The sequence below is a fragment of the Deltaproteobacteria bacterium HGW-Deltaproteobacteria-6 genome, assembly GCA_002840435.1.
In the GTDB taxonomy this organism is placed as follows: domain Bacteria; phylum Desulfobacterota; class Syntrophia; order Syntrophales; family Smithellaceae; genus UBA8904.
This window is the reverse complement of the sequence record PHAT01000007.1, coordinates 85129-101320: the sequence shown is the minus strand read 5'-3', so window position 1 is coordinate 101320 and position 16192 is coordinate 85129. Positions and strand designations below refer to the sequence as shown.

Here is a 16192-nt window from a genome sequence, read left to right as displayed (position 1 = left end):
TGCTGCAGTTATTCTTGAACAACGGCTGATACGAAAAACAGGAATATTTTTTTTAGAAAGGCGGTTCATTTGAAAACCAAAGAAATCTATCTTCAGGACATCAAGCCCGGCGATAAAATCGCTTCTTCATTTTTAGTCGCGGAAAAAAGCATGGCCTTCTCCCAGAAAGGGTCGGCCTATTTGAACGTCCGCCTCAAGGACAAAACGGGCGAAACGGACGGCAAGGTCTGGGATAACGCCGCAGAATGGGATCGCGTCTTTAAAAAAGGCGACATTATTTTTATCGAAGGACGGGCGCAGAGTTACCGCAATACGCTTCAGATATCCATCGTCACCATTAAGCTCTGCGCGCCGGAAGACACGGATCCGTCGGATTATCTGCCGGTCAGCAAAATGAACACCGAGGCAATGTTTCAGGACATCCTTGCTTACATCGGCACCATTTCATCCGAACCGTTAAAAAATCTTCTCACCGCTTTTTTTCATGACGAAAAAACGGCTGAACTTTTTCAGCGGGCGCCGGCGGCCAAAGGCTTTCATCACATTTATCTGGGGGGCCTGCTGGAGCACACGCTTTCCGTGGTGCGCCTGCTGGACCACGCAGCCCGGCATTATCCGCAATTAAACAGGGACCTGCTGATTGCCGGCGGGATGCTGCACGACATCGGCAAAATTTACGAATTCTCCTATGACGGCCTGATTGCCTACAGTGATGAAGGCCGGATGATCGGTCATCTGGTAATGGGCGTGGAAATGATCAACAAAAAAATGGAAGCCATCGCCGATTTTCCGCCGCAGCTCGCGCTCGAATTGCGGCATATCATTTTAAGCCATCACGGCGAATTTGAATACGGTTCGCCCAAACGCCCGAAAACCATGGAAGCGCTGGTCATTCATTTCATGGACGATCTTGACGCCAAGCTCAATGCATTTCAAAGCTTTGTGGCCGCCGACGCCGCCAATACCGAGTCCGACTGGACAGCCTATAACCGCTTTTTTGAGCGCTATCTTTTTAAAGGAAAGTAGGGAACGGTTTGAATGACCTGATGACCTGATGACCTGAAGGTCACGCGGGGTCACGCGACCATGCCTGCGGGCGGCAAGGCCGCTCCATGCAATTATTTATCCAGCACACCCCGTATTTTTTGCGAAAGGTCCGCCAGCTCAAACGGTTTTTGCATAAAACTGATAACGCCGCCCCGTTTCAGGATATCCTGCGCCTCGCCGTTGAGGCTGTATCCGCTGCAGAGAATAATTCTGGCGTCGGGATTTTCCGCCCGAATGGCATCAATAGCCGCTCCGCCGCCCAATCCCGGCATAATCATATCCATGATCACCAGATCGATGCGACCCGGATTGGCCCGGTAGACATCCACGGCATTTTCCCCGTTCTCAGCCGTCATCAAACGGTAACCTAACCCCTTGATCATTTCACCGACAACATCCATGATGCTCTTTTCATCATCCACAAGCAGAATGGTTTCCCGGCCCTGCAAAGTTGCTTTTTGGGGTTCGTCCTGCCGGACGACGTCTTTAAAGGAAGCGGGCAGATAGATATTGAAGGTTGCCCCTTTTCCTTTTTCGCTCTGAACATTGATGGCGCCCTTATGCCCTTTGATAATGCCATACACAGAGGCCAGTTCCAATCCGGTTCCTCTCACCACACCCATTTCCTTTGTGGTGAAAAAAGGTTCGAAAAGCCTCTCTCTGGTAATCTCATCCATGCCCACGCCCGTATCCTTAACGGTCAGTTTAACATAAGGACCCGGCTGTATATCCAGGCTCCGGACATGGGACCTCTCCAGCACCACATTCCTCGTTTTGATGTAAATTTCGCCGCCCCCGGGCATGGCATGCCAGGCGTTAACAAAAAGGTTCAGCAATACCTGTCCCATTTGCCCACGGTCCGCGTCCACAATCCACAAATCTTCCGCCAGATCCCGCTCCATAACAATTTCTTTCTTGGTGCGGCCGAACATGTCAGCGGATTTATCGACAATCTTATTGAGATTAACCGGCTTCACCTCATAGCGCCCGCCACGGGCGTATCCCAGAAGCTGTCGGGTTAAATCCGCACCGCTCCGGACATGAGATTCAATGGCCTTGAGCTGTGAATAATGGGAATGTCGCGGATCGGTATCCAGAAGCATCAGGGACGTATAACCCTGAATCCCCATCAGCAGGTTGTTAAAATCATGTGCGACGCCGCCGGCCAGTGTGCCGATCGCTTCCATTTTCCTGGCCTGATTGAGTTGTTCGCGCAGGCGTTCCTGTTCTTCTTCCATTTTTTCCCGCATCGTGACATCCCGGCCGATATTGCGGAAACCGACGGGGTTGCCTTTCGCATCACGGATCAGCGTCACGATGGATTCCACAGCCTTGGTGCCGCCGTCTTTGCAAAGAAGGCTGGCCGTATAAATTCTGGCGGGGATTCCGGTCCGGTAAATCCCGTTAAACGTTTTAAAGACCTGCTCGATTTCTTCCGGTGAAGCATAGCGCTGATGATGCCGCAGCTGCATGTATTCTCTGCGTGAATACCTCACCATCCGGTGCGCCGCCTCGTTGCAGAACGTACACCGGCCGCGCAGATCGAACTCCGCACAGGCATCTTCGATGCTTTCCACAAAATCACGATAACGCTCCCTCTCCCGCTCTATTTTCAGGCGCTCGGTCACATCACGGCCAATGCTGCGGAAGCCTGTCGGCATGCCGCTTCCATCGCGAATCAGCGACAGGGAAGATTCCATTGCTTTTATTTTTCCATCTTTGCATAAAATATTGGCCACAACCACATTGACAGGCAGTGCTTTGACATAGGTTTCATGAACCGTGTTGAAAATCTTGTCCGCTTCTTCCCGGTTGGGGTAGCGTTCATGATGGCTCAGGTGAAGCAGCTCCTCCAGGGAATAGCCCAAAGCCCGGACTGCCGCCTGATTACAGAAGGTACATTTGCCTTTTAAATCATATTCGGCGCAGACGTCTTCAATATTTTCAAAAAATTCCCGATAGCGTTCCTTCTCCTGTTCTATTTTCTTACGTTCCGTAATATCACGGCCGATGCCGCGATAGCCGGTGACCTTACCCGCCGGATCGCGGATCAGTGAAACCGAAGCCTCATAATCACGAATTTCCCCATCCCTGCGTAATATCTTATACTCCAGTATTTTTGAGGGAATATTATTCCTGTACATTTCATCATATAAACGAAAAACGTATTTGCCGTATTCCCGGCTGACATGTCGCCGAAAGCGATCCAGTTTCAAAAATTCATCCCGCGAATATCCGAAAATAGCGGGCAGACCTTCATTGCAGAAAATGATATCACCCTGCAAATCAAACTCATAGCAGCCATCACTGATGTTATCGATGAAAGTACGGTGCCGTTCGCGTTCGGCTTCCATTTTTTTCCGTTCGGTCAAGTCGCGGGCTATATTACGGAAACCGACGGGATTTCCCTGAGCGTCGCGGATCAGCGATATAGAGCATTCCAGCGTCTTGACGGATCCGTCTTTGCAGAGCATATCGACCACAATAAGATCGGCCGTCATACCTGTCCGGTAAATTTCCCTGAAGACAGCCAGAACTCTGTCCGCTTCTTCCGCGGTCGCAAAGCGGTCACGGTGGGGCCGCTGTATGTATTCCGCCCTGGTGCTGCCTATCAGGGAGTAAGTCGCTTTGTTGCAGAATGTGCAGCGTCCTTTAAGGTCATACTCCGCGCAACCGTCAGCGGCGTTTTCCACAAAGTCCCGGTACCGTTCTTCGCTCATCCGGAAGCTGCACACCTCCTCTTTGAGTTTTTCGAGCTCAGAGCGAAGAGCCGCCAGTTCTTCAATCAGCTGCCCCTTTGTCTTTTTATCGTTTTTCATGATCATCGATGTCCGGTGTTAATTTATTTTCAGATTTGCCAGCGACGCTTCCAGATGCTTCCGGGCCAGGGCCGGAGGTTTCACGGCCCGGGGTGTTGTTCCGAATGCGTCGATATTGTTCAGCTCGGCCATGACATTTCGAAAACCGGCATCAAAAGAGAAGGCGTGAACCGGCTTATTGAAATTAATCTCCCGGCCATACCTGGAAACGAATGAAGCCACTTGCTGATTAATCAGAATACCGTTATCGGCATTGCCGTCCTGGTCCAGTGTCTGCAAAACAACACAGATATTGACCACACGCTGATCGAAAGTATTGGTCGCGTCCGGCACAATATCCAGCGGGGTGACCCTTGGCTTGCCTTTCGTGCAGCCAAGGGTCAGGGCGCCGATAGAAAACGTAACGGTTTCACCAGTCCGGTATTCAAAGGCGCCATCGGCACGGGTTACGCCTTTAATGGTTGATGTAGAGTAGTTTATTCCGCCAACCGGACCATCCACGAAAACACCCGTTAAAACAACCGGCGGAACACTGACACCGGGGCCGGCACCGGGGCCGGAACCGGGATGAGGACTGCAACAGATAACCAGTGCAGCCAGAAAAATGACTGCCCCCGGCAAGACAATAAACCGTGCCCGCCCATTTGATTTCTTCGTCACGCCTGCCCCCCTCTTCCCATTTCAGGTGATCCGTTTACCGAGCGCATCCGCCGCCGGTCAGCGATATTTGCAGCCTCCGCGCTTCCGGCAACAGACAGCCGGCCGTGCAGATTTCAGTACAGTCTCCGTCACACGGTTCGACATGAACCGTAACGGTTGTCGCAGGAAATTTATCCATAATAACATGTTTGAGTTCACGGGTAATACCGTGGGAAGATTCGACCGTCATCTGCGGATCAACCTTGATATGAAATTCGATAAAACGGAAATTACCGGCTTTGCGTGTCCTTAATTGATGATAACCGTGAATATCGGACTTATGGCCGGTAATCACGTCAACGATCCACCCCTCTTCATCCGGAGGCAGCTTCACATCCATCAGGTCAGCGAGCGCCTGGGAGGTTAAATCGTAGGCCGCCTTCAATATAAACACCGCCACGAATATCGCCGCCACCGGATCCAGCCAGTGAATCCGCGGATCGACAAAAAAGAAATGGCCGATCCAGATAATGCCCAGGCTGACCATAACGCCCATGGAGGTATAAACGTCGGTTCGCAAATGCCAGGCGTCGGCCTGCAAGGCAATGGAGTCGGCCTCTTTGCCGACGGCAAAGAGCCTTCGGGATACAAAAAAATTCAGGGCCGCGGACAAAAACATTACGGCAACACCCCAGCCGGGCGATTCCACTTCCTGCGCGGAGGTCAGTTTCTTGAGCGCCTCAAATACAATCCAGAAGGCCGCAATAAAAATCAAAACCGCTTCGGTCAAGCCGGAAATGCTTTCGACTTTGCCGTGGCCGAAAGGATGATCATCATCCGCGGGAATATGTGATTTTTTTACGGAGAACATGGCAATGATCGCCGCCAGTAAGTCCATACCCGAATGAATCGCCTCGGAAATAATAGAAACCGATCCGATCAGCGTGCCGACAATAACTTTGAAGATCACCAGGATGGAGTTAGATGCGACCGACAACATCGCCACACGTTCTTTACGCTGCTGCATGGATGCCAATGGACGATCCTCCCGATTTTGAATATTTCTTTCTTACATAGCACGACCGATGAGTATTTTCCCATGAATTTTTAGCATCCGCAGCACAGGGATTTGCTTTGCACGGACGAGAAATTATGGTACGCAACGGGCCGCAAATGGTTCAAAACGTTATGAATAAAAAATTTCTTCATTCCCCTTTTCAGACCGTTTCTGCCCGGGATTGGCGCGACTGGCGCTGGCAATTTCAAAACCGCATCACATCCATGGCAGGATTGGCCGGGATTCTGGGCAAGCAGATGCCCCGGACGGAAAAACTGCGTCCGGTTCTTTCATCCTATCCGATGGCAATCACGCCTTATTATCTGTCGCTGATTCAGGAAGGCGATGAAAACGACCCCCTCACCATCCAGTGCATCCCCGATATAAGGGAAATTTCAGTGTTACCCAACTGTTCGGAAGATCCTCTGAATGAAGACCGGTATATGCCCGCGCCGAAACTGATCCACCGCTATCCCGACCGCGCTCTGGCCATCGTCACCAAAACCTGCGCCACTTATTGCCGGCACTGCAATCGCAAGCGTTTTTGGAAAACCCCGGAGACATCCCCCTTAAAAAGCCGTTTGGCAAAAATGGTCCGCTACGTTGCAGACTCGCCTGAAATCCGGGAAGTCATTCTCTCCGGGGGCGACCCGCTTATTTACGACGACGAAAAACTGGAAATGATCCTGGCCGCGTTTGCGGCCATACCGCATGTGGAGATATTGCGCATCGGCAGCCGGATGCCGGCGGTTTTGCCGATGAGGATCACAAAAGACCTTTGCCGGATGCTCAAACGTTACCGGCCGTTATGGTTTAACACCCAATTTAATCATCCGTCGGAAATCACATCGAATGCCGCGCGCGCCTGCAACATGCTCCAGGAAGCGGGCATCCCGGTTTCCAATCAGTCGGTCCTGTTAAAAGGCGTCAATGATTCATCTGCCGTCATGGAACGCCTGTTATATGGTTTGCAAAAGATATCTGTCCGTCCTTATTATCTTTTTCACTGCGAACCGGTGAAAGGATGCGGGCATTTCCGCACGGATAGATCAACCGGACTGGCCATGATAGAGACCCTCCGCGGGCGCTGCTCCGGTCTGTCCCTGCCTCAATACGTGGCGGATCTGCCGGGCGAAGCCGGAAAAGTCCCTCTTTTGGCCCTGTCGGAAACGATGAAAAAGAATTTTGATAAACATCAAGATTTTTTTGACTTTTTTTAATAATTGGATTAGGAAAGGCCTCAAATAAATCCTAACAATTTAATGGATGAGGAGAAACAAGTAATATGTACGCCGCAAGTGATTTAAGAAAAGGTTTGCGCCTGAAAATCGATGGTGATCCCTACGTGATTACCGAATTCAATTTTGTAAAACCCGGTAAAGGGCAGGCGCTGTATCGCACCAAGCTCAAGAACATGATCAACGGGAATCAGTTCGAACGCACATTCCGCTCCGTAGACAACTTTGAACCGGCCGACCTGCGCGAAAAGAAAATGCAGTATCTCTACAAAGAAGGCGATAAATACTGCTTCATGGACAACGAAAACTACGAGCAGGTTTATCTGACGGAAGCACAGGTTGACGAGGCGGTCAATTACATGACCGACAATATCGAAGTCGAAATCCTGCTTTTCGAAGACCGGCCCATCGGCATCAGCCTGCCTAATTTTGTTGAATTGTTTGTCACGGAAGCAGAACCCTGGGCCAAAGGCGATACGGTCTCCGGCGCGACTAAACCGGTTAAAGTACAGACCGGCGCGACTATCCTGGTCCCGACCTTTGTCTCCGAGGGAGAAAAAATCCGCATTGACACGCGCACCGGAGAATACCTTACCCGCGTTAAGGGATAAAGTTGAACACATTCCATCAGGATGATCAATTCTATCTGGCGCGCAAGTCGCAAACCCTGCAACTGCGCGCCAGATTTATTCAAAGCCTCCGTCAGTTCTTTATTCAACAAGATTTTCTGGAAGTCGAAACCCCTGTTCGAATTCCCTCCCCCGCCCCGGAAGAACATATTGAAGCCATCGGCTCAGACAACTGGTTTTTGCAGACCTCTCCCGAGCTTTGCATGAAAAGACTTCTGGCTGCGGGTTATCCCCGAATTTTCCAGTTTTGCAAATGCTTTCGCGCCGATGAAAGAGGCGGCCGGCACCTGCCGGAATTCACGATGCTGGAATGGTACGTAGCTGGCTTTAGCTATGTTCAACTCATGGATCAATGCGAAAACCTGCTCATCAACACATTGAAGGACATGGGCCATCCGCGGGACATCATCCGGCAAAACAAAACCATCCGCTTTGCGCCGCCCTGGGAAAGAATCACCGTAGCCGACGCCTTTTCCAGATATGCACCCGTCAGTTTGCAGGAAGCTCTGTCGAAAGATCAGTTCGACGAAATTTTAGTCGAACATGTTGAACCGCGGCTTGGCTGCAAGCGTCCAACCTTCCTCTATGATTACCCGGCCCAACTGGCGGCTCTGTCCAAAATAAAAAAGGATGATCCAACCGTCGCGGAACGCTTCGAACTCTACATCGACGGTCTGGAACTGGCCAACGGCTTTTCGGAATTGACCGATCCGGTCGAACAGCGCAAACGATTCGAGGAAGCCTCCGCGAAGCGGGCCGCAAAGCACTGGGCGCGCTATGCCATGCCGGAAAAATTTCTTCATGCCCTGAATGCCATGCCCGAAGCCGCCGGCATCGCGCTGGGCATCGACCGCCTGGTCATGATCCTGTCCGATGCGGCCGTCATTGATGATGTCGTCGCCTTTCCTCCGGAAGTACTGTAACCTTTTGGCAAAAAGATGTATTGACAAGCCCTTTTTTTTCCTTTAGGTTACATCGCAAATTTCAATACCATTTTTGGAGATTAAAAAGTGAAAGATATTGGCTCTTTAGATATGGGAAGCAATTTTCATGGCTCTCTTTTGGGCATGATTTTAGATGCCGGGTTGATGGTCAAATTTGTTTTGCTGATCCTGCTCGTTCTCTCCGTCATTTCCTGGACGATCATTTTTCTGAAATTCCGCTATTATCGCAAAATTAAAGCTGAAAATGAAGCCTTCGACTCCGACTATCAACGCAGCAGCAAACTCTCCGAGCTTCTCCCGGCATCCAAGAAATATTCATGCTCGACAACGGCGGAAGTTTTCCGCGTCGGCTATACGGAACTGACCAAAATGAACAAGTCAGCAAAAGACACGGCGCGCAGCGAGGAAATCAGTCTGTCCTCTATCGATAATGTGCAGCGTGCGCTTAACCGCGCCTCCAACACGGAAATGACAAAGCTGGAAAGCGCGCTGGGGTTTCTCGCCACAACCGGTTCGGCCAGCCCCTTCATCGGCTTATTCGGAACGGTCTGGGGGATTATGGAAACCTTCAAATCCATCGGCGCGCGCGGTTCGGCAACACTGGCCGTTGTCGCTCCCGGCATATCGGAGGCGCTGATTGCCACGGCGGCGGGACTGGCCGCGGCTATCCCGGCGGTTATTTTCTACAACTACTTTTTAAACAAATCCAAAGTTATGGTTCAGGAAATGGATAATTTTGCCGACGAATTTTTAAATATCATCGAGCGTTATCTGATCCGTAAATGAATTGATTCAGGGTGCGGCGATATGCGACAACTACGTAGAAGAAATTCAGATAAACGATCCATGGCGGACATTAACGTCACACCTCTCGTTGACGTCATGCTGGTGCTGCTGATCATCTTTATGGTCACCGCACCGATGCTGTCCATGGGCATCGATGTCAATCTGCCGCGCGTTAAATCTAAAAGTCTCGATCTCGCAGAAGAAAAACTGATATTAAGCATTAATGAAAATAAAGAAATTTTCTTAAACAAAACCCGAATGCCGCTTCAGGATCTCAATGCAAAACTTGCCGCAATTTTCGCCGAACGGGTTGACCGGGAAATTTTCCTGCGCGCCGATAAAAACGTTCCCTACGGTTTTGTAGTCGAAGTCATGTCGGAGGTTCGTAAGGCGGGCGTCGATAAACTCGGTATGATTACCGAGCCGCCCGAGGGCTTGAAATGACCTCCCGGATGCTCCATAAAAGCTCCTTCGGCAGTACCGGCAGCCCTTACAATATGTTCTTTGCCTCTCTGCTTCTCCACCTGATCGTTATTACCGCTGTCTTTGTGACCGTTCCCAGCGCATCAAGGCAGTTGACTTTCGGTGCGCCTTATTCCGTAGCACTGGTCGGTCCCGAAATCATGCAGACGCCGCAAAGCGGACCGAAAAACGTTCTGCCATCGCCGTCTGCGGCGCCTCCCGTCATTCTGAAGCGCAATAACGCCGCTTCGCAAGCTGCGGTGATCAAAAAAAATGATGCCGGTAAACCGGACATTGAAAAGGCCATTAACGCCATCAAGCAGAAAGAACTCTCCAAAACGAATCATAAGACGGAAAAAAATCAGAGCATGACACCTCCCGGCACAGCTTCCTCCCGGGCGGAAAATCACTCGCAGATAAACGACTACAACCGTTTTGTCTGGTCCAAGGTTAAAAAAAACTGGACGCTGCCTGCCGCTTTAATGCCCAAAAACAATGTGGAAGCCATTATCGAAGTCAGAATCGCCCAAAGCGGCGCCGTGGAATATATCGGCTTTGAAAAACGTTCCGGCAACAATTATTTTGATGAATCCGCTCTCCGCGCGATTAAAAAATCAATACCCTTTCCGCCGCTGGGGGGATGGGCGACCGGCCGCACCATTGAAATCGGCATCCGCTTTCATTCCGCGGAATTGCGTTGATCCAATCAATTTTAAGGATGAAGAATACACATGAATATTAAATCCCGCTTATCGATCCTGGTTCTTCTGGTCTCTTTATTCATTGGCAGCACCGCAGGCTCCGTCATAGCCAAAGTATATATCGATATCGACGCGCCGGGCTTTCAGCAATTTCCCATTGCCGTCTGCGATTTTCAAATAAAAAATCCGCAAGCCGTTCAATCGCCTGACACCGGCATCGCCGTTGCCGATCATATCAGGAACTACCTCGGCCTGTCGGGAATCTTTAATCTGTTAGACAAGAAAAGTTTTCTGGACGGGGTTGAACCCGGGGTTCCGGAAGCTATCCGCTTTTCCGACTGGTCTGTGATCGGCGCGGATTTTCTGCTGCGCGGCGATATGACCATCAATGGGAAAGAAGTGACAGCCGAAAGCCGTCTGTATGATATTACGCGCGGCCAAACGCTTTTCAGTAAGAAATATACGGGTAAAACCAGCGACCTGCCCGCACTGGCACGCAGCATCACCGCCGATATCCTGCTGGCACTGACCGGAGATGAAGGCGACTTCAGCACAAAAATTGCTTTTGTAATCAAAAAACGCACCGGCTCCGACATTTACACAATGAACTATGATGCGTCCGACATCAAAACTCTGACCAGTCATCACAGCATCGTCATGGCGCCGCGCTGGTCGCCGGACGGTCAATATTTTGCTTTTACATCTTACAAAAACGGCCGGCCGGAGGTTTTCCTGCGTCATTTAATGACCGGAAAAGAAAAAAAGGTTTCTTCATTCCGCGGCCTCAATTTATGCGGTTCCTTCTCCCCGGACAGCAAAAAGCTATTGCTGACGTTGAGCAAGGATGACAACGAAGAAATCTACGTTCTGGACATTGACACGATGGCCCTGCGACGTTTAACCAGCAGTTCTTCCATCGACGTTTCTCCCGCCTGGTCGCCGGACGGGAAAAAAATTGCTTTTGTGTCCAACCGGTCCGGTTCGCCGCAAATATTCATCATGGATGCGGATGGAAACAACGTTAAAAGAATTACTTATGAAGGCAGTTATAACACGTCGCCATCCTGGTCGCCCCGCGGCGGCAGGATAGCTTATGAAGGCCTCATTAACCATAAGTATCAAATTTTCTCCATAGACGAGGAAGGTAATAACCTGATTCAGCTGACCTTTGATAATGCAGACAATGAATATCCATCCTGGTCTCCTTCCGGCAGACAGATTGTTTTCAGTTCAAAGCTCGGCTCAAAAAGCCGCATCAGCATTATGAACGCAAATGGGCTGAATATCCGCATTCTCAAAGAACAGAAAGAAGAATTGGTCATGCCATCCTGGTCCCCCAGACTTAAATAAAAAATCTTCATGTTGGGGTTGTTATTTTTTAACCTTTGCCGTATAGAAAGCATCATGATTAGTCCTAAATTTGACAGGGATATCGAAAAGCAGCGAGGCTGCCGGGCATCCCCTTGACAAGCACCGCACATTCCATTGAATTTTATGTTATTTTTATTGACGTAAACCCGTATGTTATGTTTTAATTTTAGGACATTTTAACAAGACTATTCAAATGACGAAAGGAGAATATTATGAAGAAGCATGTAACACTGATAGGATTATTAATGGTTTTTGTATTCAGTTTAACGCTGTTCAGCGGTTGCGCTGAAAAAAAAGCGGTTGTAAAAGATGAAGCCGTCCAGGAGCAAAAGGCAGTGGCCGCGCAGGCACCGTCGACTGTCGATGATGAAGCCGCCCGCAAGGCGAAAGAAGCCGCAGATCTAGAAGCCGCCAGAAAGGCCGAAGCCGCCAGAATCAGAGCCGCAAAGAATGCAGCAGCGCTGGCCGACTTGAACATACAAAACATCTATTTTGATTATGACAAATCCGTTATCCGCCCCGACGCCCGTGAAATATTAAAGGCCAACGCCGAGCTGTTTACAAAGAACAGCGCCGCCACCATCGTTGTTGAGGGCTATTGCGATGAGAGAGGCACTGCCGAGTACAATATAGCTCTGGGAGAAAGGCGCGCGCAGGCAGCCAAGCAATATCTGGTAAATCTGGGCATTCAAGCTTCGCGTGTTGAGACCATCAGTTACGGTGAGGAAAAACCGTTGGATCCGGGACATGATGAAAAGGCATGGGCTCAGAACAGACGCGCCCAGTTTCTTTTAAAATAGAGATATTCTGCAACAGGAGAAAACATTGAGACGTTCTCTGTATCTCATATTTCCGTTAATGTTTTTTTTACTTACTGCGTGCGCAACGTCTTCTGATTTAAAGACGGTTCATTCGGAAGTAAACCAGCAGATGGAAGAAAAACTTGCGGCAGCGGATGCCCGGGTGGATGCCCGGGTATCCGAGCTGCAAAAAGCACAGGCCAAAAATGCCGAGGCTCTGGCTTCCATACGCAAAGGGCAGGCCAATACCGGCGCTGACTTTGCGGAGATGCGCGAGCAGATCCAGCAGTTGCGCGGTCAGGTTGAAACATTAAAGAAGGAAACGGCCCGCGATTCAAAAAAAGATGATGAGTACAGGCAAAAGATTGATAACCTCCTCCTGAAAATCAATTTCATTGAAAACTTTCTGGAAATCAGCAAAAAAGATTCATCAAGCGACATCGACAGTGCCGCGTTAAACAAGGATGCTGCGGGAAAACAGGGCAAAGCGGCAACCTATGCAGCCGCCTATCAGACCTTTAAAAACGGACAGTACACAAAAGCCAGAGAGGCCTTTCAAGGCTTCCTGACCACTTATCCGACAGGCGAGTATTCTGATAACGCTCAATTCTGGATCGGTGAATGTTATTTTTTTGAAAAGAACTACGAAAAAGCCATTCTGGAATATGAAAAAGTTACCAAGAAATTCCCCAGCAGCAATAAAGTTCCCTACGCCCTCTTAAAGCAGGGAATCTCCTTTCAAAAATTGGGTGATAAGGTAAGCGCCAAGCTGCTTCTGCAGCAGGTGATTAAAGATTATCCCAATACCAGCCAGGCACGCATTGCCCGTTCCAAACTCCAGGAAATCAAGTAGGTCACTCTGATCCCTTCCAAAGGGACGGGCATAAGGGCCCCTTTTCGTCAGCGTGTTTTCTTCCCCATCTCCGCCGCCCGATACGCAAAGGCCTTATTGCGTTTGACACAGACGGCATCCCAACAGAATTATCTTGACAAAAAATATCCTCTGCATTTAAAGTTCGCGTCAGATCGATAACATTATTGCTAAAGATGCATCCAGTCCCTTCCATAAAAAAGGGAAAGGATATCAGTCTGTGAAAAACAGACAACCATGATTCTTTATGAATACAGGCTGAGCATTGGAGTGGGCATTCCACGTCATTCCCCGTCTCCCTCCTGAGGGCGAAGATCTGCCGGGAGAATCCGTTGAAAAAGAAAGGAGAAATATATTTTGGAAATTAAAATGTTTGAAGGAAAAATCGCACTGGTTACCGGAGCGACTGCGGGTATGGGACGAGCTACAGCGATTGCTTTCGCCCGCGAGGGCGCTAAAGTGATCATGGCGGCGCGCCGTGGCGAGCGCGGTCAGGAAGTCGTCGATCAAATCGCCGCGGAGGGCGGAGAATCCATGTTTGTAAAAACGGATGTTCGTAATCCCGCGGATATCGACAATCTTTTTAAAACCATTCTGGCCAGATACGGCCGTCTGGACTTTGCATTCAATAATGCCGGTGTATCCACATCCCATAACCCCACCGTTATCAAATACGAAGACGACGAATGGGACCGGATCATAGAGACCAATCTGCGCGGCGTCTGGCTATGCATGAAGCATGAAATCGACATCATGAAAAAACAGGGCGGCGGCGTCATTGTCAACACCGCCTCCATCCTCGGCGTCATCGGCGATTGGGGCCTGTCATCTTACTGCGCTTCCAAACACGGCTCTCTGGGCATGGCTAAAACGGCCGCATTGGAGTACTGCAGGCACAATATCCGCATCAACACCATCTGCCCGGGACCCATCATGACCGAAATGATTGAAAAGGCGCTGCCGTTCATGCCTAAAATGATAGAGGTCATGGCCAGCAAGACCGCCGTGCGGCGCATTGGTGAACCGGAAGAAATTGCCGGCGCCGCTTTGTGGCTTTGCACGGATGAAGCGGCGTTCATGATCGGCAAGGAAATCGCCATTGACGGCGGATACATCACTTATTAATGCATAAAGGAGACGCACATTGAATACGAAGAGATTTCAAGATAAAGTTGCCCTGGTCACCGGCGGCAATTCCGGCATCGGCCGCGCCGCGGCTTGCGCCTTCGGCCGGGAAGGGGCCAAAGTGGTCATCGCCGCGCGCCGGGAAAAAGAAGGCGCCGAAGTGGTCAACGAAATAAAAAGCAGGGGCGGCGAAGCCCTGTTTGTGAAAACGGATCTGATGGTCAGCAGTGATATCGACAGACTGTTTGCAACCATTGGAGAAAAATACGGACAGTTGAATTACGCGTTCAACAACGCGGGTATCTGGCCGGCCATGAAACGCGCCGCCAACTACACCCTCGATGAATTCGACGCCGTGATGAACATCAACGTAAAGGCCGTCTGGCGCTGCATGAAACACGAAATCCCCATGATGACCCATGCGGGCGGCGGCGCTATTGTCAATTGTTCTTCCGTTGCGGGCTGGACCGGCCAGGAAGGCACGTCTCTTTACACCGCCAGCAAACATGCGGTTATCGGACTCACCCGGGCCGCGGCTGTTGAATTCGGACGCAAAAACATCCGCATCAACGCCATCTGCCCCGGCATTACCGAAACCCCGATGGTTGAACGCCAGATAGCGGAAGGCGGAGAAGCCATGAAAAAGGCGATGCTGGACACGACACCACTGGGACGCTTTGGCAAACCCGAAGAAATCGCCGGATCCGTCTTGTTTTTGTGTTCAGATGCGGCATCCTTCATCACCGCGAAAAGCATCGTGGTTGGCGGCGGTCAGGGCATCCGCCCCTGATGCCGCTGATTGAGAATCCAAAACCTGATATGGTTTCGCGGCAGGGGTGCGATGCATAACCCGCATGGGGTAATTCGTCGCGCCCCTGCCTTTTAATCCAATTTGATTGTTTTAATTCCCGCCGGGGCCGGCAATTCAAAGATCGACAAATCCGTCGCTTTTTCTTTTTTTATGTCTGTGAATCTTACGGAAATGGATGTTACATCATCGGCCATTTTGACGATTATCTTTCCCGCAAACGGACTCCCCGGCTCATAGCCCTCATATTGCACTGAATAAATTTCTCTGCCGTCCGAACCGTTGCGGACAAGTTTTATGATTCTTCCGTCTTGCGCAATCCAGATCATTTGCGAATATCCCGAGGACGCTTTCATATCCACGCGCAGCATCTGACCTTCCATGTAGCTCTCATATGATGTGTTCTCCCCGGTCAAAGGAGGATAGGTGCCGGAGAAAATCATGACCATATCTTCAACATTCATTGTCCACGACAAGAACCGTCCCAGATTTTCGGCAGAGGGTTTCCCTGAATAAAACTCACCCCGTGAAGGAATGTATACCCTCAGATCATCAGGCGTTGACGCCAGAAAAAAATCGGGCGTACCGATCACCGGTATTATCTCCATGCGAAAGTAGGAAGGTTTCTGCAGAATCAATGCCGCGCTGACCGGATAATGCCCCTGAGCCGTCATCAGATCAATCTGAGCCGTGGCGATGATCCTTTCCGTTTCCTGAACCATGCCGGAAATGACCTTTAAAGAATCCGGCGGCTTGCCCGTTCCTACAACAATATTCCCGGCGCAGGCGCACGTCAGAGCCGACCATAGCAAAACCATCATGATTTGTTTGCAGGGAAAATATCGATCAGACATATCAGAAACACTTCCCGAATATATTTAACTTCAGACGCTGG

The 16192-nt window shown here is 50.2% G+C and carries 16 protein-coding genes; 12 read left to right on the top strand and 4 right to left on the bottom strand.

Going from position 1 to position 16192, the window contains the following annotated elements:
• Positions 1-69: 69 nt before the first annotated feature.
• Positions 70-1026: an HD family phosphohydrolase gene (locus CVU71_15975; GenBank protein ID PKN17561.1), complete on the top strand. Its 957-nt coding sequence runs from the start codon at positions 70-72 to the stop codon at positions 1024-1026.
• A 92-nt stretch (positions 1027-1118) separates the two neighbouring features.
• Here CVU71_15975 and CVU71_15970 read toward each other — a convergent pair whose 3' ends face one another.
• Genes CVU71_15970 through CVU71_15960 form a run of 3 tightly spaced genes read right to left on the bottom strand, consistent with a single transcriptional unit; the run spans position 1119 to position 5532 of the window.
• Complete coding sequence (locus tag CVU71_15970) at positions 1119-3872, bottom strand: hypothetical protein (protein ID PKN17560.1); 2754 nt, start codon at positions 3870-3872, stop codon at positions 1119-1121.
• A 12-nt stretch (positions 3873-3884) separates the two neighbouring features.
• Positions 3885-4526, bottom strand: a complete 642-nt coding sequence (locus tag CVU71_15965) for a hypothetical protein (GenBank protein PKN17559.1) — start codon at positions 4524-4526, stop codon at positions 3885-3887.
• 34 nt (positions 4527-4560) lie between these two features.
• Positions 4561-5532: a cation transporter gene (locus CVU71_15960; GenBank protein PKN17602.1), complete on the bottom strand. Its 972-nt coding sequence runs from the start codon at positions 5530-5532 to the stop codon at positions 4561-4563.
• A gap of 161 nt (positions 5533-5693) precedes the next feature.
• On the opposite strand from CVU71_15960, the gene CVU71_15955 reads away from it, so the two are divergent.
• The 11 genes from CVU71_15955 to CVU71_15905 all read left to right on the top strand — a co-directional run bounded on the left by CVU71_15955 (position 5694) and on the right by CVU71_15905 (position 15279).
• Positions 5694-6782, top strand: a complete 1089-nt coding sequence (locus CVU71_15955) for a lysine 2,3-aminomutase (protein ID PKN17601.1) — start codon at positions 5694-5696, stop codon at positions 6780-6782.
• A 65-nt stretch (positions 6783-6847) separates the two neighbouring features.
• On the top strand, positions 6848-7411 hold the full coding sequence (gene efp / locus CVU71_15950) for an elongation factor P (protein PKN17558.1): 564 nt from the start codon (positions 6848-6850) through the stop codon (positions 7409-7411).
• A gap of 2 nt (positions 7412-7413) precedes the next feature.
• Positions 7414-8352 carry an EF-P lysine aminoacylase GenX gene (locus tag CVU71_15945; GenBank protein PKN17557.1) on the top strand — a complete coding sequence of 313 codons (939 nt, stop codon included), beginning with the start codon at positions 7414-7416 and terminating at the stop codon, positions 8350-8352.
• Between the two features lie 111 nt (positions 8353-8463).
• Positions 8464-9159 carry a protein TolQ gene (tolQ, locus tag CVU71_15940; GenBank protein PKN17600.1) on the top strand — a complete coding sequence of 232 codons (696 nt, stop codon included), beginning with the start codon at positions 8464-8466 and terminating at the stop codon, positions 9157-9159.
• A gap of 21 nt (positions 9160-9180) precedes the next feature.
• Positions 9181-9603 carry a protein TolR gene (tolR, locus tag CVU71_15935; GenBank protein ID PKN17556.1) on the top strand — a complete coding sequence of 141 codons (423 nt, stop codon included), beginning with the start codon at positions 9181-9183 and terminating at the stop codon, positions 9601-9603.
• The gene (locus tag CVU71_15930; protein PKN17555.1) at positions 9600-10322 is read left to right on the top strand and encodes a hypothetical protein; all 723 of its coding nucleotides are present in this window, start codon (positions 9600-9602) and stop codon (positions 10320-10322) included. Before tolR ends, CVU71_15930 begins: the two co-directional genes overlap by 4 nt.
• Positions 10323-10352: 30 nt before the next feature.
• Complete coding sequence (gene tolB, locus CVU71_15925) at positions 10353-11672, top strand: Tol-Pal system beta propeller repeat protein TolB (GenBank protein ID PKN17554.1); 1320 nt, start codon at positions 10353-10355, stop codon at positions 11670-11672.
• Positions 11673-11905: 233 nt separating this feature from the next.
• The gene (gene pal, locus CVU71_15920; protein PKN17553.1) at positions 11906-12493 is read left to right on the top strand and encodes a peptidoglycan-associated lipoprotein; all 588 of its coding nucleotides are present in this window, start codon (positions 11906-11908) and stop codon (positions 12491-12493) included.
• A gap of 25 nt (positions 12494-12518) precedes the next feature.
• Positions 12519-13346, top strand: coding sequence for a tol-pal system protein YbgF (gene ygbF / locus CVU71_15915; protein PKN17552.1), 828 nt, complete (start codon positions 12519-12521; stop codon positions 13344-13346).
• Between the two features lie 387 nt (positions 13347-13733).
• Positions 13734-14489, top strand: a complete 756-nt coding sequence (locus CVU71_15910; protein PKN17599.1) for a short chain dehydrogenase — start codon at positions 13734-13736, stop codon at positions 14487-14489.
• 19 nt (positions 14490-14508) lie between these two features.
• Complete coding sequence (locus CVU71_15905; GenBank protein ID PKN17551.1) at positions 14509-15279, top strand: short chain dehydrogenase; 771 nt, start codon at positions 14509-14511, stop codon at positions 15277-15279.
• A 92-nt stretch (positions 15280-15371) separates the two neighbouring features.
• Here the strand turns inward: CVU71_15905 and CVU71_15900 are convergent, their stop codons facing one another.
• Positions 15372-16151 carry a hypothetical protein gene (locus CVU71_15900; GenBank protein ID PKN17550.1) on the bottom strand — a complete coding sequence of 260 codons (780 nt, stop codon included), beginning with the start codon at positions 16149-16151 and terminating at the stop codon, positions 15372-15374.
• Positions 16152-16192 lie beyond the last annotated feature (41 nt).

Bases quoted from the DNA above. Each gene is read 5' to 3' on its own strand.
- CVU71_15910 (PKN17599.1), top strand. From the start codon at position 13,734: ATGTTTGAAGGAAAAATCGCACTGGTTACCGGAGCGACTGCGGGTATG.
- CVU71_15930 (PKN17555.1), top strand. From the start codon at position 9,600: ATGACCTCCCGGATGCTCCATAAAAGCTCCTTCGGCAGTACCGGCAGC.
- CVU71_15955 (PKN17601.1), top strand. From the start codon at position 5,694: ATGAATAAAAAATTTCTTCATTCCCCTTTTCAGACCGTTTCTGCCCGG.
- tolB (PKN17554.1), top strand. From the start codon at position 10,353: ATGAATATTAAATCCCGCTTATCGATCCTGGTTCTTCTGGTCTCTTTA.
- efp (PKN17558.1), top strand. From the start codon at position 6,848: ATGTACGCCGCAAGTGATTTAAGAAAAGGTTTGCGCCTGAAAATCGAT.
- pal (PKN17553.1), top strand. From the start codon at position 11,906: ATGAAGAAGCATGTAACACTGATAGGATTATTAATGGTTTTTGTATTC.
- CVU71_15960 (PKN17602.1), bottom strand. From the start codon at position 5,532: ATGCAGCAGCGTAAAGAACGTGTGGCGATGTTGTCGGTCGCATCTAAC.
- tolR (PKN17556.1), top strand. From the start codon at position 9,181: ATGCGACAACTACGTAGAAGAAATTCAGATAAACGATCCATGGCGGAC.
- CVU71_15900 (PKN17550.1), bottom strand. From the start codon at position 16,151: ATGTCTGATCGATATTTTCCCTGCAAACAAATCATGATGGTTTTGCTA.
- CVU71_15970 (PKN17560.1), bottom strand. From the start codon at position 3,872: ATGATCATGAAAAACGATAAAAAGACAAAGGGGCAGCTGATTGAAGAA.
- tolQ (PKN17600.1), top strand. From the start codon at position 8,464: ATGGGAAGCAATTTTCATGGCTCTCTTTTGGGCATGATTTTAGATGCC.